The sequence below is a fragment of the Flavobacterium adhaerens genome (assembly GCF_040045115.1).
GTDB lineage: Bacteria > Bacteroidota > Bacteroidia > Flavobacteriales > Flavobacteriaceae > Flavobacterium > Flavobacterium adhaerens.
The window spans coordinates 97,673-116,974 of the sequence record NZ_JBDLZX010000001.1; the positions used below are offsets into that span (position 1 = coordinate 97,673).

The 19,302-nt window shown below is 32.5% G+C and carries 17 protein-coding genes; 7 read left to right on the plus strand and 10 right to left on the minus strand.

The window, feature by feature from the left end; translation table 11 throughout:
- Positions 1 to 61 precede the first annotated feature (61 nt).
- The 4 genes from ABEB18_RS00465 to panB all read right to left on the minus strand — a co-directional run bounded on the left by ABEB18_RS00465 (position 62) and on the right by panB (position 4,307).
- Positions 62 to 850: a hypothetical protein gene (locus ABEB18_RS00465; protein ID WP_348797034.1), complete on the minus strand. Its 789-nt coding sequence runs from the start codon at positions 848 to 850 to the stop codon at positions 62 to 64.
- A gap of 469 nt (positions 851 to 1,319) precedes the next feature.
- Positions 1,320 to 2,648 carry an aldehyde dehydrogenase gene (locus tag ABEB18_RS00470; RefSeq protein ID WP_348797035.1) on the minus strand — a complete coding sequence of 443 codons (1,329 nt, stop codon included), beginning with the start codon at positions 2,646 to 2,648 and terminating at the stop codon, positions 1,320 to 1,322.
- Between the two features lie 71 nt (positions 2,649 to 2,719).
- Positions 2,720 to 3,409, minus strand: coding sequence for an RluA family pseudouridine synthase (locus ABEB18_RS00475; protein ID WP_348797036.1), 690 nt, complete (start codon positions 3,407 to 3,409; stop codon positions 2,720 to 2,722).
- A gap of 79 nt (positions 3,410 to 3,488) precedes the next feature.
- Positions 3,489 to 4,307: a 3-methyl-2-oxobutanoate hydroxymethyltransferase gene (gene panB / locus ABEB18_RS00480; RefSeq protein WP_348797037.1), complete on the minus strand. Its 819-nt coding sequence runs from the start codon at positions 4,305 to 4,307 to the stop codon at positions 3,489 to 3,491.
- Between the two features lie 256 nt (positions 4,308 to 4,563).
- Here panB and ABEB18_RS00485 point away from each other — a divergent pair, with 256 nt between their 5' ends.
- Complete coding sequence (locus ABEB18_RS00485; protein ID WP_348797038.1) at positions 4,564 to 5,421, plus strand: tyrosine-protein phosphatase; 858 nt, start codon at positions 4,564 to 4,566, stop codon at positions 5,419 to 5,421.
- Positions 5,422 to 5,504: 83 nt separating this feature from the next.
- Here ABEB18_RS00485 and ABEB18_RS00490 read toward each other — a convergent pair whose 3' ends face one another.
- On the minus strand, positions 5,505 to 6,932 hold the full coding sequence (locus ABEB18_RS00490; protein ID WP_348797039.1) for an L-serine ammonia-lyase: 1,428 nt from the start codon (positions 6,930 to 6,932) through the stop codon (positions 5,505 to 5,507).
- A gap of 396 nt (positions 6,933 to 7,328) precedes the next feature.
- Between ABEB18_RS00490 and ABEB18_RS00495 the strand changes: the two genes are divergently transcribed.
- Entirely contained in the window at positions 7,329 to 7,496 is a 168-nt protein-coding gene (locus tag ABEB18_RS00495; RefSeq protein WP_348797040.1) for a hypothetical protein, read from the plus strand.
- A 69-nt stretch (positions 7,497 to 7,565) separates the two neighbouring features.
- On the opposite strand, the gene ABEB18_RS00500 is transcribed toward ABEB18_RS00495, so the two are convergent.
- Together ABEB18_RS00500 and arsC are read right to left on the minus strand one after the other, a co-directional pair.
- Positions 7,566 to 10,019, minus strand: a complete 2,454-nt coding sequence (locus ABEB18_RS00500) for a TonB-dependent receptor domain-containing protein (RefSeq protein ID WP_348797041.1) — start codon at positions 10,017 to 10,019, stop codon at positions 7,566 to 7,568.
- 81 nt (positions 10,020 to 10,100) lie between these two features.
- Positions 10,101 to 10,442 carry an arsenate reductase (glutaredoxin) gene (gene arsC / locus ABEB18_RS00505; protein ID WP_348797042.1) on the minus strand — a complete coding sequence of 114 codons (342 nt, stop codon included), beginning with the start codon at positions 10,440 to 10,442 and terminating at the stop codon, positions 10,101 to 10,103.
- Positions 10,443 to 10,548: 106 nt separating this feature from the next.
- Here arsC and ABEB18_RS00510 point away from each other — a divergent pair, with 106 nt between their 5' ends.
- Positions 10,549 to 11,466: a CPBP family intramembrane glutamic endopeptidase gene (locus ABEB18_RS00510; protein ID WP_348797043.1), complete on the plus strand. Its 918-nt coding sequence runs from the start codon at positions 10,549 to 10,551 to the stop codon at positions 11,464 to 11,466.
- A 30-nt stretch (positions 11,467 to 11,496) separates the two neighbouring features.
- A complete protein-coding gene (locus ABEB18_RS00515; RefSeq protein ID WP_348797044.1) occupies positions 11,497 to 12,546 on the plus strand; it encodes an AMP-binding protein in 1,050 nt (349 codons plus the stop codon).
- A gap of 104 nt (positions 12,547 to 12,650) precedes the next feature.
- On the opposite strand, the gene ABEB18_RS00520 is transcribed toward ABEB18_RS00515, so the two are convergent.
- Complete coding sequence (locus ABEB18_RS00520) at positions 12,651 to 13,082, minus strand: DoxX family protein (RefSeq protein WP_348797045.1); 432 nt, start codon at positions 13,080 to 13,082, stop codon at positions 12,651 to 12,653.
- A gap of 217 nt (positions 13,083 to 13,299) precedes the next feature.
- On the opposite strand from ABEB18_RS00520, the gene ABEB18_RS00525 reads away from it, so the two are divergent.
- Positions 13,300 to 13,902, plus strand: coding sequence for an HAD family hydrolase (locus ABEB18_RS00525; protein ID WP_348797046.1), 603 nt, complete (start codon positions 13,300 to 13,302; stop codon positions 13,900 to 13,902).
- Positions 13,903 to 13,970: 68 nt separating this feature from the next.
- Positions 13,971 to 15,041 (plus strand): acyltransferase family protein, encoded by a 1,071-nt coding sequence (locus ABEB18_RS00530; RefSeq protein ID WP_348797470.1) that lies wholly within the window; start codon positions 13,971 to 13,973, stop codon positions 15,039 to 15,041.
- Between the two features lie 135 nt (positions 15,042 to 15,176).
- Here the strand turns inward: ABEB18_RS00530 and ABEB18_RS00535 are convergent, their stop codons facing one another.
- Positions 15,177 to 16,805, minus strand: a complete 1,629-nt coding sequence (locus tag ABEB18_RS00535) for an acyl-CoA carboxylase subunit beta (RefSeq protein ID WP_348797047.1) — start codon at positions 16,803 to 16,805, stop codon at positions 15,177 to 15,179.
- A 175-nt stretch (positions 16,806 to 16,980) separates the two neighbouring features.
- A protein-coding gene (gene prfB / locus ABEB18_RS00540; RefSeq protein WP_348797048.1) for a peptide chain release factor 2 occupies positions 16,981 to 18,079 on the minus strand; the annotation gives its coding sequence in 2 pieces (ribosomal slippage) (positions 16,981 to 18,015 and positions 18,017 to 18,079; 1,098 coding nt in all).
- A gap of 150 nt (positions 18,080 to 18,229) precedes the next feature.
- On the opposite strand from prfB, the gene ABEB18_RS00545 reads away from it, so the two are divergent.
- Complete coding sequence (locus ABEB18_RS00545; protein ID WP_348797049.1) at positions 18,230 to 19,255, plus strand: threonine aldolase family protein; 1,026 nt, start codon at positions 18,230 to 18,232, stop codon at positions 19,253 to 19,255.
- The last annotated feature ends 47 nt before the right edge of the window (positions 19,256 to 19,302 follow it).

Consider the following 19,302-nt stretch of genomic DNA (forward strand, 5'->3'; position numbering starts at 1 on the left):
TTTTATAATACAATTGCATAGTTAAAGGGGGACTACATAAATGTAATGTTATTGAAATTTATTAAGGTATTGTTTCTTGTAATTCATTTTCTAATGAACTATCTATTCCGATAATAGCACTATAAATGGCATAATTCATTGAATACACAAACGGAATTGTAAAGACTACACCAATGCAACAACCAATAAATCCAACCAATGCACCAATTATAGAAACCACAACTAAGCCTAACAATACAATTGGTTGTTTTAGTACAATTAGAATACTGTGTTTTATGGTGTCTATTGCTGATAAACGGCCAAAAATTATTAGTGGGGTTGTTAATATGGTTATAAATGAAATAAAATATGATAAAAATGTACCCGATAAATCAAGTTTTGCAAAGGTCATTAGGATACCTATGGTAAGGTTAAAGGTAGAAATTAAGAACGTTGAAACGACAATTTCTTTTAAATAAGGGGATTTGTAGTATGAAAATAAATTAGAAATTTTAAATTCTTGATCTCTATCGCCATGATGAGCCATTTTTAAGAATGCTGTAAAAAAAGGACTAAATATACATGATGTTAGTATAGATACACCACCTAGTAACATTAGTTCTGATTCGGATAAGTTTTCAAATTTCAATTTTTCTGATGATAATGCAGTATTCATTTCTGTTAATCCAAAAAAAGGAATTAACGTGCTGGTAGTAAGTATGACAAGTAGAATAAAAAAGATGATTAGAACTAATCCAGCATACAATGCAATTTTTTTATAATTTTCAAATGCGTGATCAAACACATTTCCAAAATCTATTTGGTAGCCGTTTTTTTCAATGTTCTTTACTTTTTCTAAAGTTTGATTCATAAAGTTGTTTGGTTAAAAAGTTTGCTGTTACTGATGATTTAGTTCTGGTTTTCTAAATGTTTTTTGTTGTGAATATTTCAAAACCATCTTTCACGATATCGATATACAAAACTACATTTTTTTTTAACTTACAAAAGATTAAACTTGAAACTATAGTGATTGATAGTGATTCTATTTATTGATTTTGAGTTGTTTAATTTTGGGATGGGAAAAATTGTTTCGATTCTAATAGATTTTTTTTGCGAAATTCTCTCTTTCTGAAATAATTAATGACTGATAAACAATGCATTTGATGTTTCAACTGTTGATTTTTTCTTTATAAAAATATTAAAAGTTTTGTTAAACATTAAGAATTATTCAGAGAGTTCAAGATATTGGAGGTGTTATTTTACACAAGAGAAAACTAATTTTTATATCGATTATTTGTGTTAAAGATTCAAATGTTTTCTTTTGATATTCTTAAAAGTGATTACAACCATTTAAGAAAACTTTTTAAATTTTGTATTTTGTCTTTGTAAGGTGCATATCGAAAAGGTAAATCTAGCCAATTTGCTTTTTTTACAATAGCTTTATGATGCGAGAATGTATCAAAGCTAAATGAGCCGTGATAAGCCCCAATTCCGCTGTGTCCAACACCTCCAAAAGGGAGGTTTTTGTTGGTAAAATGAGCGATTGTATCGTTTATACAACCGCCCCCAAAAGAGTGATTTGTAATCATTCTTTTGGCAAATTTTTTATCATCAGTAAAAACATATAAAGCTAATGGTTTTTCATATGTTGAGATTATTCTAGTAATTTCATTTTCTTCTTTATATGTTATTATAGGAAGTAATGGCCCGAAAATTTCGTCCTGCATTATCTCGCTTTTGAGATTGTTTTCGTCAATCAAAGTTGGTGAAATGTAATAATCTTCAGCATCAGTATCTCCTCCAAATATTACTTTATCGGATTCGATCATACTAACTAAACGGTGCCAATTTTTTTCATTTATTATTCTCGCAAAATCAGGAGAGTCTTTTGGTTTTTTTCCGTAAGCTTTTGTGATTTCTTTTTTTAGAAAATCAACAAAATGACTTTTCATTTCTTCTTGGATCAAAATATAATCTGGAGCAATACAGGTTTGTCCGGCATTGAGGAATTTTCCCCAAACGATTCTTTTAGCTGCTAGTTTTAAATCGGCAGTTTCATCTATAATACAAGGGTTTTTTCCGCCCAATTCGAGAGTTACAGGAGTGAGATTTTTAGCAGCTGCTTTTGCTACAATTTTGCCAACGGCTACACTTCCCGTAAAAAAGATATAATCCCAACGTTGAGCTAATAAATTTTGAGAAATTTGAGCATCGCCTTCAACAACTTTTACATGTTGTTGTTGAAATGTTTTTTCTATTATTTCACGGATAATTGATGATGTTTTAGGTGTAAGTTCCGAGGGTTTCAGTGTTACTTGGTTTCCTGCAGCAACAGCAGCAATGAGGGGACACATGGCTAGTTGAAAAGGATAGTTCCAAGGAGCTATAATCAATACTTTGCCGTATGGTTCTTTTATAATAAAATCAGTCGAAGGGAAATTGAGAATTGAGGGAGTAACATTTTTAATTTTGGCCCATTTCTCTATGTTTTTGATGGTGTCTTTTAATTCCGAAATTGTAAAATTTGTCTCGGTAACAAATGCCTCAAAAGTTGGTTTTTTAAAATCTTCATACAATGCTTGAATAATCTCGTTTTCATATTTGACTATTGAGGTCATTAATTTTATTAAAGCTTCTTTTCGGGTACTAATATTTAATTTGTAACTCATAGCAAAAAAGATTTAAATCCTTATGCAAGTTAAATTTAAATATTAAAATAAAATACTTTTCGGACAATAAATTAAATGGCTTTCCAGATAACATCATCTGGAACTGGAGCAACTATTGTTAAGTTTTCTTTAGAAACAGGATGAGTAAATAGTAGTTTTCTGGCATGAAGATGAATTCCCCCGTCTGGATTACTCCTGTCAAATCCGTATTTCAAATCTCCTTTGATTGGTGATCCAATAGCTGCTAGTTGGGCGCGTATTTGATGGTGTCTTCCTGTGTGAAGTTGTATTTCTAGAGCGCAATAATTATTGAGTTCTTTGATGATTTTATAGTCTAAACTAGCTATTTTACTATCGGGAACCTCTTTAAGATGTGCTTTGGATGTATTATTCTTTTCGTTCCTTTTGATGTAATGTACAAGTTTGTCTTCGGTTTTTGCAGGCTTGTTTTTAACTACTGCCCAATAGGTTTTTTGAGTTTCTCGATTGCTAAATAATTCATTCATGCGAGACAAAGCTTTGCTGGTACGAGCAAAAACTACTATACCAGTTGTAGGTCTATCCAGTCTATGAACTACTCCAAGAAACACATCGCCAGGCTTGTTGTATTTATCTTTAATGTATTCTTTTACAACATCACTTAAAGGTTTGTCGCCCGTTTTGTCCCCTTGTACAATATCACCTACACGTTTATTGATTACAATTAGGTGATTGTCTTCGTGTAAAATTTGGAGATTGTTTTTGTTGGAGATTGTTTTCATATTGTGATTGAAACATTAAAAGATTTAAAGATTGAAAAATCGACAATCTTTAAATCTTTTATCTTTATTTAATTTACAACTAATACTGCTCTTTTTCGTTAGGGAAGTCGAGTGTTTTAACATCGTTAACATACTGGCTAATTGCTGTGGTCATACCTTCGTACAAATTCATGTAGCGTCTCAAGAAACGAGGACTAAATTCATTGTTCATTCCCAACATATCGTGAATGACTAATACTTGGCCATCTACACCACCACCAGCTCCAATTCCTATTACTGGAATCGAAATGCTTTTGGCTACTTTTTCGGCTAATTCGGCAGGAATTTTTTCGAGTACCAATGCAAAACAACCCAATTGTTCTAATAATTTAGCATCTTCAATTAATTTTTCAGCTTCTTGTTCTTCTTTGGCACGAACAGTGTATGTTCCAAATTTATAAATAGACTGAGGAGTTAATCCTAAATGTCCCATTACTGGAATACCAGCATTCAATATTTTTTTGATTGAATCTTTGATTTCTTTTCCGCCTTCTAGTTTTACAGCATGTGCGCCACTTTCTTTCATAATTCTGATAGAAGAACGCAAAGCTTCTTTTGAGTCCGATTGGTAACTTCCAAATGGCAAATCAACAACAATCAATGCTCTTTCTACCGCTCTAACTACTGAAGAAGCATGATATATCATTTGATCTAAGGTGATAGGAAGAGTAGTTTCATGTCCTGCCATTACGTTTGATGCCGAATCGCCTACCAAAATTACATCGACTCCTGCGGTATCCACAATTTTAGCCATTGTAAAGTCATAAGCTGTAAGCATAGAAATTTTTTCACCATTTGATTTCATGTCAATCAAGGACTTGGTGGTAACTTTTTTATAATCTTTTTTTATTGCAGACATCTGATTGTTATTTTAATTCCGAAACGCGGTGTTTTTTTTTTTTTTTTTGAGAGTGTAAATGTAATAAAAAAGTGTTGTTTTTAAAGGAGATACAGTTTCTAATTTAGGATGTGATTTTGTTGAATTCCTAAAAAACTTACATTAAGTTAATATTTGTTTAAAATATTTAATGTTTTAACAATTTTTACTTAAAACTTGAGCAACATGGGTGGATTTATATTTGTCTTTATAATTAAAAAAAAGTATAAATTTTAAAATGAAAAAAAAACTCCCAAATCTTTTTTGTGTTGCTTTGTTAGGATTGGCAACATTTTCATGCAGTGATGATCAAGAAACTGCAACCTACATAACAGATGAAAATCATGTAGAATTGGTTGGTGAAGATAATATGCGCGATCTAGGTGGTTTTGTAGGAGCTGATAATAAAAGAGTTTTGTATCGTAAACTATTTCGTTCAGGCGAAATTTCTGCACTAACAACTGCTGATTTAGAGCATTTGGCTACTAAAAATATTTATCAGATTATCGATTTAAGAACAGCTTCTGAGCGTTCAGAAAAAACAGATGTAGCAATCAAAAAAACGCTTCATTATGATCTGTCTTTGATGGATGAAAGCAGTTCTTCAAGCAACGGTGCTACAAATGCATCCGACGTTATGGGATTGATTATTTCTGGAGAAATGAAAGCCGAAGATGTAATGATGCCCGTTTATGCAATAGATGATTTTAAAATTGCACAATGGACAAAAATATTTGACTTATTAGAATCGGGACAAACGACACTTTGGCATTGCACAGCAGGAAAAGATAGAGCTGGTATGACCACAGCTTTAGTACTTTTTTCATTAGGTGTGGATAAAGATATAATTATTGAAGATTTTATGAAATCTAATACTTATTTGGCAACAAGCAATGAACAAACGATTAATTATATCAATTCGAAATATGGAGCTGGAGTAGGAGAGAAATTGATTCCGTTATTGGGTGTGAAAGAAGAGTACATTACTACTTTTATAAATGATATCGAAAGTAAATACGGAACTATTGACGATTTCCTTACTCAAACTCTTAGAGTAAATACTGATAAAATGAGAAATAATTTTCTTGAAAAATAATTGGTTTAATTGATTTTATTACTAATTTCTAGCAAAAGTCTAGTGTAAAAGCTAGACTTTTCTTGTCTTGATAAAACTTTTAGCTAGCAATCTGCCATGTTTACCGCAACAGCTAAACCACCCTCTGAGGTTTCCTTGTATTTTGAGTTCATGTCTTTGGCAGTTTGCCACATAGTGTCGATTACTTTGTTTAAAGAAACTTTTGCATTTTTAGCGTCAGAAGCCAATGCTAATTCGGCTGCATTTATAGCCTTTATAGCTCCCATTGTATTTCTTTCGATACAAGGAATTTGAACCAGTCCGCCTATAGGATCACAAGTAAGTCCTAAATGATGCTCCATTGCTATTTCGGCGGCCATTACCACCTGTGCTGGTGTGCCACCCATTACTTCACATAGTGCGGCTGCAGCCATCGAAGAGGAAACCCCAATTTCAGCCTGACAACCTCCCATTGCTGCCGAAATGGTAGAACCTTGTTTGAATAAACTGCCTATTTCTCCAGCAACCATAAGGAATTGTCTAATTTCGTTTTCACCAGCTTGATGATTTTCGATGACTAAATAATACATTAAAACAGCAGGTATAACTCCAGCACTACCATTTGTAGGAGCAGTAACAACTCTTCCTAATGCGGCATTTACCTCGTTTACCGCCAAGGCAAAACAGCTTACCCATTTTAAAATTTGACGAAATTTAACTTCGGTTTTTCTTATTTCTTCTAACCATTCCTGAGGATTGGCGTAATTGGATAAGCCAATTAGATTTTGATGTAAATCAAATGCGCGACGGCGTACATTTAATCCTCCTGGTAAAACCCCTTCAGAGTGACAGCCGATATACATGCATTCTAACATGGTTTCCCAAATACGCATTAATTCTCGATATATTTCTGCTTCAGAGCGCATTGATTTTTCATTTTCATAAACGATCTCGGAAATTTTTTTGTTTTCCAAAGTTGCAAAACGTAATAAATCATCAGCATTATCAATCATAAAAGGAAAGGCACATTTGATTGATTCTTTTATGTGTGCATTGGTTCTTTCTTCGGTAACAACAAAGCCTCCACCAATGGAGTAATAGGTATTGCTGTACAGTTTATTAGTAGCGAAATAAGCTGTAAAAGTCATTCCATTGGAATGAAAAGGAAGAAAGTTTTTGTTGAAAACAATGTCTTGATTGGGATCAAAAGGAATAAGAATTTGGTTGTCTAGATGAATTTCATTTTTGCTTTTTATTGATTTGATGATGCTGTCAATATTTTCAATTGGGATGTATTCTGGATCTTGACCACTTAGTCCAAGCATGATAGCTAAATCAGTTGCATGCCCTTTGCCAGTTAATGAAAGAGAGCCGTACAAATCAATTTTTATTCTAGTAACAGAGGTAATGTCGAATTCACTTTTTAATTCATTTACAAATCGTTCAGCGGCTCGCCATGGACCAAAAGTGTGAGAACTAGATGGACCAACGCCAATTTTTAACATATCAAAAACTGAGATACATTCTTCCATGAGATTATTGTTTATAGTCAAACAAATATAATTATTAAAATTTGTAATATGTGTGGTTTTTGTTTTGAATAATGATAATTTTCTAATAGAATCTATAAAAGTATTTGATAGTTTGTGATATTGATAGCTGTTTTGGTTTTTTAGTATTTAAATTAATGCGTGAAATTTTTACAAATATTGTCTGATGAATTAGTTTTAAATCCTTTTTTAAGTAGCAAAACAATCATTTTGATTACTTATAAATTGAAAGACTAAAATTGTTTAAAATTTTTTTTATTTAAATTAGAAAGGAAGTTTAAAAAATATAAAATAAATGAGTTCTATTTTTATTGATTTTATTGGTCTGAAACGATTTAAAACTTATATTTGTCGCAACATTCAAAAATTCCGGAAAACATGTTTGAATTTCAACAGTATTTAGGCTTTTTACTTTTCTTAACCATCCTTACTATGGGATTTTGGTTAATGTTTTTCTTAGTAGGTTTCGTGTCTTACTGGGTAGGAGGTGCATCTTGGGAAGCATATAAAGAAAAGAGAGCAAAACAAAAAGAAGAAGAAGCTTAGTCTTTTTTTTACTTTAAAATAAAAAAGGATTCGCATTGCGAATCCTTTTTTTTATGTCTCTTAGGAAGATTATCCAGGAAATTCTCCTCCACCATCATTTCCACCATCATTTCTTGGTACACCATTTTTCTCTTTTTCATTTTTAGGTTTGTTAAAACGGTAAGTGAAAGATAGATTAAATTGGCGTTTTCTCCATTGAAATTCGCTGTAAGATGTTTGGTAATCAAGTTCGGTATAGGATCTCATTACTCTAGAATTGAAAATATCACTAATGTTAAAAGCAATTGTTCCTTTATCTTTCATTACATCTTTGCTAAATGCGGTATTCATACCAAATTGGTCAAGGTTGCGTCCTTGTGCTGTTTTTTGACCTCCATTATAAGTTGCATTTAACTGCCAATCGATTTTAAATGGTAAGGTTAGTTTCGAGTTGATTCTTGCAAACCAATTGTTGGCTTGGTTATCAAGATTTTGTACAACTAAATCACCATTGTTGTCTGTATAACTGTGTTCACCAGTGGTTTTTACATTGTATAAATTGAAATTACTATTGATTCTCCAAATTTTGAATGGAGTGTAATTGAAAGTGAATTCGAAACCAAATTTTTGTTCTTTTCCTAAATTGATAGGTGAACTTTTGATAACAGGAATTCCATTTACTTCATCACCAGTGGGAGATCGTACAAAACTAAAAACGTCTTTAGTATCTTCAAAATAAGCCGAAGTATTGAATGTTAATTTATCCCAGCGTTTGATATATCCGACGTCAAATTTATTGGTCATTGATGGATCCAAATCAGGATTTCCTTGAAAAATATTAACGTTACTGGAATAGTTTACAGCTGGATTCATAAAACGTCCTCTTGGTCTCGATAAACGTTTGCTATAACTTGTTGTAAAATTACTTTGGTCCGAAATTTCATAACTAATGAATGCACTAGGGAAAAAGTTATTGTACTTTTTAGTATTGAAATCATTAGTGTCTAGTAAGTTTACTTCAATATTAGTGTCTTCCCAACGCAAACCAAATAAATAAGAGAATTTATTTTTCTTGAACCCATATTGTGCATAAAGAGCATTGATGTTTTCTTTATATTCTAAAGTGTTGGATAAATTATCAATTTTTATACCTTGTTCATCAAGAATATAATATTCGTTATCTAAGTCACCAAAACTTCCTTTGTATCCAGCTTCAAATTGACTTCCTTCACCTATTGGTAGTACATAATCAGCTTGCAACTGTATTTGTTTTTGTACTTGATCGTTCAATGAATTGTTGAAATTATCCGAACCTGTTATGATGTTGTCGTCATTGTCAGTGTTTCTAGAAATAGAAGCATCAACAGTAAGTTTGTGTCCTTCGTCGTTAAAGTTTTTTATTAAATTTGAGGAATAAGAAAAGTTTTCTTCACCAGTATCTCCAGAATTTAAACGGTATGTAGTTCCTGTGAAAATATGAGATGCATCGTAATTTTGATAATTAATTAAATCTTTTTCTTTCCCAGAATTAGTTTCATAATTGATAGTATTTGTCCAAAATGTATTTGGGGTAATTGTCCATTCAATTCCAGCTCTTCCATTGAATGACTCTCGAGTTCTCTCAGTATCACGATCTTCGTATAAGAAATTTTTGGTAGAACCATCTTCGTTAAAGTATTCAGAGTTGGTTTTTCCAGCACCTTCGGTTGTTCTATTGTTGTATCCTAATGTTGTGAAATAGTTTAGTTTTTCGGTTTTGTAATTTAAGTTTGCACTTAAACCATAAGTTTCAGGAATTCCACCAGATGCGATAAATGTTCCGTTAAATCCTTGATTTTTTCCTTTTTTGAGAATGATATTGATTAATCCAGAACCTCCTTCAGCATCATATCTTGATGATGGATTAGTAATAACTTCTACTTTGTCAATAGCATCAGCAGGAAGTTGTCTTAAAGCTTCGGCAATATTTATAGCAGTCGAAGGTCTTCCATCAATTAGGATTCGGATATTATCGCTTCCTCTTAAACTTACATTTCCTTCAGTATCAACAGAAACAGACGGAACATTGTCTAGCACATCGCTAACAGTTCCTCCTTTGACCATCATATCCTGGCCTACATTATATACTTTCTTGTCAAGTTTAATTTCGACAGATGATTTTTCGGCACGAACTACAACTTCATTTAATTGTGAAGCGTCTTCAATTAGTGCAATTGTGCCTAATGAAGATTTTTCAGATATTTTTTTACCTTTTATTTCTAATGGCTTAAATGATATAAACTCAACGGTAATGTCATATGTTCCTGGAACAACATCAATATCAAATTCTCCTTTGTTATCAGTCATTCCACCAGTGGTTGCCTTTTGATTTGATAAGTTTTTTAAAGTAACAGTTGTGTATTCTAAGGGTTGATTACTTACCTTATCTACAACTTTACCAGTAACTTTAACTTTGCTAACAGCTTGAGATGGTCCTTGTTGAGCAAAATTAGATAGTCCTAAAAATAAAAAAAACAGGACAATGATAGATTTTAATTTTTTCATTAGTAATAAATATGATTTGTCAATAAGACATAGCTATTTCAAAAAAGTTTAAATTGAAATAGCTAAAAATATGTTAATGTTTTAGATAAAAGGAATAACCTTTTCTAAATCACGTCCTATGATGGCTTGATCGTCTTTTACTACGATTGGTCTTTCTATAAGAATCGGATTTTCGACCATGGCCTGAATAATCTCATCATCGGTCAAGGTTTTGCCTTTATAGTTATCAATCCAAATTTTTTCTTTTTGACGAATTAATTGAATAGGAGTGAATTGTAGTTTTTTTAGTAAAGTAATTAGTTCAGTTGCTGTTGGAGGTGTGTTGAGATAGTTAATGATCTCAAACTCTTTATTGGATTCTTGTAGTGTTAATAAACAATTTCTTGACTTTCCGCAACGTTGATTATGGTAGATTTGTATCATTTTGATCACGATTTAATTTAATAATAAAATATAAAAAGCTATTTTAGTTTGAGCAAAAATAAGATTTGAAACAACAATAAAAATAGATTATAAAAAAAATAACAATATGTTTATAGAGCAAGGAGTAAATGAAAATAATAAATTTTGGAAATACCTTTTAGGGATGTTATCCATAGCAGGAGCTTCTTTTGTTGGGCAAATGCCAATGTTGGTGATGGTTTTATTTCAAACCGTTTTTAACGGAAAGAGATATCCTGCTTCAGATGATGAATTGTTGCATTTCTTTGAGCCCAATTTAAATTTGTTTTTGTTACTTCTTTCTTATGTTGTTGCTTTGGGGGGAATCTATTTTGTAGTTCGCTTTTTGCATCAGCAATCATTTATTTCGATAATAACAAGCAGAGAAAGAATAGATTGGAAACGAGTGTGTTTTTCATTTTTTTTATGGGGAGTGTTTACAATTGTTTCAATATTTATAACGTATGCTTTGAATCCTTCTGATTTTGAAATGAATTTTCAGCCAATTCCATTCTTGATTTTATTTACAATTGCCACTTTGTTGATTCCAGTACAAACTACAGTCGAAGAATTGATTTTTAGAGGATATCTTATGCAAGGGTTTGCTAATGTTTTAAAGAATAGGTGGTTTCCTTTACTTATGACTTCAACGATTTTTGGATTGTTGCATTTATCGAATCCCGAAGTTAGTAAGTTAGGAAATATAATGATGGTATATTATATAGGTACAGGATTGTTATTGGGGATAATGACTTTGATGGATGAAGGAATGGAATTGGCGCTTGGTTTTCATGCTGCCAATAATTTAATTGGGGCTCTATTGGTTACATCTGATTGGTCTGCATTTCAAACCTATTCAATCTTTAAAGATATATCAGAACCAGAGGTAGGATTTGATATAATCTTTCCAGTTTTGGTAATTTATCCTGTACTTTTAATTATATTTGATAGAAAATACAATTGGTCTAATTGGATAGAAAAACTTTCAGGATCACTTGATAAATAATTAATTCTAATAAATATAATTAGTAGTATTATGAGTGTATTATCGTATAAAACCGTACATAGTCATTTTAAAATAAATGGTTACCATCTGTCAAAAGAAGATTTATGTAGAATTGCTTATAGTTTTATAAAAGAAGGAGCCGATTTTGAACAAGCTGTTGGAGACTTCCTGCTGGATTGGTTTGACGATAAAACCTATATCGACATGTGCACTTCTGGTACTACTGGCGAACCCAAAATGATTAGAATTGAAAAAGAAGCAATGGTACAATCAGCTATTGCAACTGGAGAATTTTTCGGTTTAGAGCCTGGTAATAAAGTCTTACATTGTTTGCCAGCTAATTATGTTGCTGGAAAAATGATGTTTATCCGCTCTTTTGTTTTAGGATTGGATTTGGATTTTGTGGCTCCAAGCGCAAATCCATTAGAGTATAATGACGAGAAATATGATTTTGCTGCGATGGTGCCGCTTCAAGCCAAAAATGCTATTTCGAAATTAAAAAACATCAAAAAAATAATAATTGGAGGTGTAAAAATTCATAAATCTCTTGAACAGGAATTGCTTAAACTACCAGTTCAGATTTATGAAACTTACGGAATGACCGAGACCATCACCCATATTGCTGCCAAAAAAATAGGAAAAGAAGCTTTTACCACATTGCCTAATGTTTCTGTTTCTACAAATGAAAATCAGTGTTTGGTTATTGAGGCTAAAAAAATAAGAGAAGAGAAAATTGTTACAAATGATATTGTTCAATTAATTTCGGACAAAGAGTTTATTTGGTTAGGACGTTTTGACAATGTTATTAATAGTGGCGGAATAAAAATTATGCCTGAACAGGTCGAGAATAAACTATCAACATTGATTCCGAGACGATATTTTATTGCAGGAGAGTCCGATGATGTTTTGGGAGAAAAAGTGGTACTTTTTGTAGAAGGTGAAGCTTTAGATATTGATAAGGCAATATTTGATGTTTTGGATAAATATGAAAAACCAAAAAAAATTGTTTTTATTCCCAAGTTTAAAGAAACTGCTACAGGAAAATTTATGAGAGAAGAAAGTAAAAAAAATACCGTTTAAATAAAGGTGAATCAAAAAAAACAGTTGTTAAATTACTAACAACTGTTTTTTTGTTTTCTGATTTATAGAAAAAAATCACTTTTGAAACCAAAAGTCATTTTGAATTACTTTTCCATTTTAAAATAATAATCAGCCGAGTTTTTGCCTCCACCATAAGCGGTAAAAAACAAGCATAGTATAAATGTCAAAATAGCCAAAAACAAATTTTGTTCATGCATATTGCCCATAAAGTTGATGATTATTGCACAAAATAAAATAGGTAATTGTGCAATGATTGCCCAGCGGGTTAATAATCCAAAGAAAATTAAAATTCCTCCAACCAAATGTGCAGGAGCTATATAATGAATCAAAAACATGCCTCCTCCAAACTTATCAAATCGATCAATTGGTGCAAGTAAATCAATCAGATATTGTGTGTTCGAAAAAAAATAAACACCTTTCATAAATAAAAATACACCAAGTGCCATTCTGAGTAAATCTACAGGTAAATAAGTGTGTCTGTTTGCCCACTTATTTAAACTTTTTACATTATTCATAATCATTTGGGTTTAAATTAATAATGACTAAGTTATTAATAATTAACGAAATAAGTTGTTTTTTTGATTTAAAATTGCAGTATGTGTTTTTTTAATATAAAATTTCTGATTTTTTGATTTTATCACAATTGATGCAAATAGGAAGTAATACTTAATTTCAAAATCAAATTAATTATGTGAATTTGTATATTTTAGCAAAATTGAAACCTGTTTAAGAATGAAAATAGACACTATAATATTTGATTTTGGAGGTGTTTTGGTTGATTGGAATCCGAGACATTTGTATAGAGATTATTTTGAAAATGAAGATGAAATGGAATTCTTTCTTAAAAATATTTGTACAGATGAGTGGAATGTCGAGCAAGATAGAGGAAGAACATTAAAAGAGGCAACCGAATTACTTCAAAAACAGTTTCCAGAGTATCATTCGCTAATTGCATTATTCTACGGTGAATGGGAGAAAATGTTAAAAGGAGATATACCTGGAACAGTAGAAATTTTGCATGAAGTAAGAGAAAAATTTAAGCTATACGGATTGACCAATTGGTCCTCGGAGACTATTCATATTGCCTATGAGCGATTTTCTTTTTTCAACAAGTTTGATGGGATTTTAGTTTCGGGAGAAGAAAAGCTTATTAAACCTGATCCAAGATTTTATAAGCTTTTATTAAGCCGTTACAATTTAAAAGCCGAAAATTCAATATTTATTGATGATGTTGCAAAAAATGTTCTTGCAGCAAAAGAGTTAGGTATTCATGCAATTCAATTTAAAAACCCAATTCAATTAAGATCTGATCTTGAAAATTTAGGGGTATTATAAAAAATAATAAAATCAAATTATAAATAAGAAATAAAAACAAAATGTCAGTTACAAAGCCCCATTTTTAAATATTAGACGGATTAAGAGGAGTTGCATCACTATTAGTGGTGGCTTTTCACATATTAGAAGCCAATGCTACTAGTCATCAAGATCAGCTTATTAATCACGGTTATTTGGCAGTTGATTTTTTCTTTTTACTTTCTGGTTTTGTTATTGGTTATGCCTATGACGACCGATGGAAGACGATGAGTTTGTCAGGTTTTTTTAAAACACGGCTGATACGTCTCCAGCCAATGGTGGTAATGGGAATGATAATTGGGGCGATTTGTTTTTATTTTCAAGATTCTACTCTTTGGCCAGGGATAAGCGAAGTTCCTGTTTGGAAAATGTTGTTGGTAATGCTAATTGGATTTACGCTAATTCCAGTGCCTATAGCAATGGATATAAGGGGTTGGGCAGAAATGCATCCGCTTGATGGTCCAGGTTGGTCTTTGTTTTTTGAATATATTGCTAATATTTTGTACGCACTTTTTGTGCACAAATTTTCAAAAACGGTGCTTTCAATATTTGTTTTATTATCTGCAGTTTTTTTAATTCACCTCGCTTTGACTAGTCCTAATGGAGATATTATTGGTGGATGGTCATTGAATGCGGAACAGTTGCACATTGGTTTTGCAAGAGTTTTGTACCCATTTTTTGCAGGATTATTGCTCTTTAGAATAAGCAAATTGATTCAGATTAAGAATGCATTTATAATAAGTAGTATCCTATTAGTAATTGTTTTGGCAATGCCAAGAATTGGTGGAGTTGAAAATTTATGGCAAAACGGATTGTACGATTCTCTGATTGTTATTTTCGTTTTTCCATTAATTGTTTACTTGGGAGCTAGTGGTAATATTGAAAATAAAAACGCATCGAAGATTTGTAATTTTTTTGGAGACATTTCCTATCCAATATATATTACCCATTATCCATTAATTTATATCTACACAGGATGGGTAGCAACAAATAAAGTTATTTTATCCAAAGCATTACCAATAGGAATATTGGTTTTTGTTACCTCTATTTTACTGGCTTATTTTTGTATGAAATTTTATGATGAACCTGTTCGAAAATGGTTGAAAAGGAAAGCAAATTAATCGTTATCTAAAAATAATTTGATTTTTTTCAATTAAAGCTTAGATTGATTATTACTATTTTTAAAAAATGCCCCGAATAATTATCGAATTTTGGGGCATTTTTTTAAATATAAGTTTCAAGTATTAATGAGGTATTTATACTTGAATCACTCCTAAATTAAATTGTTTTTCGATAGGAGCGTGGTTGGCAGCTTCAATTCCCATTGAGATCCAAGTTCTGGTTTCTAAAGGATCGATAATAGCGTCTGTCCACAATCTGGCAGCAGCATAGTAAGGAGAAACTTGTTCATCATAACGATTTTTGATTTTCGAAAAAAGTTCAGCTTCTTTGGCTTCATCGATAATTTCTCCTTTGTTTTTTAATGCCGAAGCTTCTATTTGTGCCAATACTTTGGCAGCTTGTGTACCACCCATTACTGCTAGTTCGGCACTTGGCCATGCAACAATTAATCGAGGGTCAAATGCTTTTCCGCACATGGCATAATTTCCTGCACCGTAGGAGTTTCCAATGATAATTGTAAATTTTGGTACAACCGAATTGGAAACGGCGTTAACCATTTTGGCTCCATCTTTTATGATTCCGCCATGTTCCGATTTCGAACCTACCATAAATCCAGTTACGTCTTGAAGAAAGACTAGAGGAATTTTCTTTTGATTGCAATTCGTAATAAAACGTGTGGCTTTATCTGCAGAATCGGAATAGATAACACCACCAAATTGCATTTCACCTTTGGCAGTTTTAACTACTTTTCTTTGATTGGCTATTATTCCAACAGCCCAACCATCAATTCTAGCATAACCAGTAATGATAGTTTGTCCGTAACCCTCTTTGTATGCTTCAAATTCTGAATTATCGACTAGACGATGGATGATTTCCATCATATCATATTGTTCATTTCTAACTTTTGGTAAAATGCCGTAAATTTCATTTTCATCTAAAGCAGGATTTTCAGGTTTAACTCGATTGAATCCAGCCTTGTTGAAATCGCCAATTTTGTCAACGATATTTTTTATTTTATCCAAAGCATCTTGATCGTTTTTGGCTTTATAATCCGTTACACCCGAAATCTCACAATGCGTTGTGGCTCCACCCAAGGTTTCATTATCAATAGTTTCGCCAATGGCAGCTTTTACGAGATAACTACCTGCTAGAAAAATACTTCCAGTTTTGTCAACAATCAATGCTTCATCACTCATAATTGGGAGATAAGCTCCACCAGCTACACAACTCCCCATGATTGCTGCAATTTGTGTAATCCCCATGCTGCTCATAATAGCATTATTTCTGAAAATGCGTCCAAAATGTTCTTTGTCAGGGAAAATTTCATCTTGTAGAGGCAAATAAACTCCTGCGCTATCTACTAAATAAATAATAGGTAAACGATTCTCGATAGCTATTTCCTGAGCTCTAAGGTTTTTTTTACCAGTAATAGGGAACCAAGCACCTGCTTTTACAGTTGCATCATTAGCTACTACAATACATAATTTTTCTTTGATGTATCCAATTTTTATAATGACACCTCCAGAAGGACATCCGCCGTGATCTCCGTACATTTTGTCGCCAACAAAAGCTCCGATTTCGATAGATTTTGAATTTTCGTCCAAAAGATAGTCAATGCGTTCACGAGCGGTCATTTTGCCCTCTGCATGGAGTTTTTCGATTCGTTTTTCTCCACCACCCAATTTGACTTTTGCGAATTTTTTTCTGAGTTCTGAAAGTAAAAGTTTATTGTGATCTTCGTTTTGATTGAAGTTGATATCCATAAGCTAATTGTGTTTTCTAATATGTGCTAATTTACTAAAACGTTTTACTTTTTCAATTTCTATGTTTGAATTTTGATTTTAGAATTTTTCTAAATCGAAGTAAATAAAAATCCCCAACAGTTTTTGACTGTTGGGGAGAAAATGATTTTTTAAATGATTTTTCTAAAAAAAAAAACTATTCCTCTTCGCGTTGTCCCATCATCATGAGATATGCCTTAAGAAATTTGTCGATGTTTCCATTCATTACACTATCAACATCACTGGTTTCTTCTCCAGTTCGAACATCTTTTACTAGTTTATAAGGTTGCATTACGTAATTGCGTATTTGCGAACCCCATTCGATTTTCATTTTTCCTGCTTCAATATCCGAACGCTGTTCTTGTTGCTTTTTTAGTTCGATCTCGTACAATTGCGAACGTAACATTTGCATAGCTCTTTGTCTGTTATCGTGTTGCGATCGTGTTTCAGAACATTGAATCTGGATTCCTGTAGGTTTGTGAACTAATTGTACTTTGGTTTCTACCTTGTTCACATTTTGACCTCCGGCACCACTAGATCGAGCTGTTGTGATTTCGATATCGGCAGGGTTGATTTCAATTTCAATGGTATCATCAACTAATGGATATACATAAACAGAAACAAACGAAGTGTGTCTTTTAGCATTACTGTCAAAAGGAGAAATTCGGACCAATCGATGAACACCATTTTCACCTTTCAAATATCCAAAAGAATAATCGCCTTCGATTTCGAGTGTGACAGTTTTGATTCCAGCAACGTCTCCTTCTTGATAATTCAGTTCTCTGATTTTGTAGCCCTCTTTTTCGGCCCACATCATGTACATTCGCATCAACATCGATGCCCAATCACAGCTCTCGGTACCACCAGCACCAGCTGTAATTTGAAGCACGGCACTCAAACTATCACCTTCTTCGGAAAGCATATTTTTGAATTCTATACCTTCAATGTGAGCTTCTGCTGTTTGGTATTGATGGTCTAATTCTTCAGTGGTTAATTCACCTTCTTTGTAAAAATCATAGGCAAGTTGTAACTCGTCTGTCAAATCTACAGCCTTGTTATAATCTTCAATCCATTTCTTTTTACTTCTGAGATTTTTTACAAGAGCTTCGGCTTCTTTAGCATTGTTCCAAAAATCGGGAGCAAACGTTTTTTCTTCTTCGTTAGTTATTTCGATAAGTTTGGCATCAACGTCAAAGATACCTCCTCAACGCACCTAGGCGTTCTACAATACCTTTTATTTGTTCGGTAGTTGTCATAAATTTATAGTAATTTTGTGTCGAAAAATTATTGGATTAGTTTATTTTAGACCTGAACAATGTAACCAGATGGTAAAGAATAACAGGAATAGCTTCTAATAATATTTCTACTAGTTTTGAGTTACAAAAATAGGATATAGTTTTTAGATTATGGAAATAAATTTGATTAGCGATACGATTACCAAACCATCGGTTGAGATGTTGCAATACATGTTTAATGCCCAAGTTGGTGACGATGTATATAAACAAGATCCTACTGTTATTGCTCTTGAAGCGAGATTGGCAGGGATGTTTGGTATGGAAGCGGGACTTTTTTTCCCCTCAGGGACTATGGCAAATCAAGCAGCAATTAAGTTGCATACCCAACCAGGTGAACAATTAATAGCAGATAAATACGCACATGTTTATCATTATGAAGGTGGAGGTGTTTCTTTTAATAGTGGAGTTTCTTGTTGTTTATTGAATGGAGATAGAGGAATGATTACTGCTGAACAAGTGGCTGGAGCAATAAACGATCCTGAATTTTATCACAGTCCGCTGACAAGTTTAGTTTGTATAGAAAACACAACGAATAAAGGAGGAGGAGCATGTTATGACCTAGAAGAATTGAAAAAGATTAAAGCAGTTTGTGTTGCTAATAATTTGAAGTTTCACTTGGATGGAGCTCGAATTTGGAATGCAGTTGTTGCTAAAAAACAACATCCAAGAGAGTTTGGAGCTTTATTTGATACGATTTCGGTTTGTTTATCTAAAGGATTGGGAGCACCAATTGGTTCTGTGCTTTTAGGAAGTAAAGAAGCTATTAAGAGAGCATTGAGAATTAGAAAAATATTAGGTGGAGGTATGCGTCAGGTAGGATATTTGGCAGCAGCAGGAAATTTTGCTTTAGATAACAATATCGCCAAATTGGTTGATGATCACAGAAGAGCTAGAGAGATTGCTGAGGTTTTGTTAAGAATGCCTTGGATTGGAAAAATTGAACCTGTAGAAACCAATATTTTAATATTTTCGGTTAGAGAAGGACTTAGTGAAAAATTACTTATAGATAAGCTGAAAGAGAAAAACATTTTAATTAGTTCACTTGGTCATGGGAAATTGAGAATTGTTACCCATTTAGATTACAAAGAAGTAATGCATACGTATGTTTTGGAGACGTTGCAGAAGATTGTTATTTAAAGTTTCAGGTTTAAAGTTTAAGATCGCGTAATTAAAACTTTAAACCT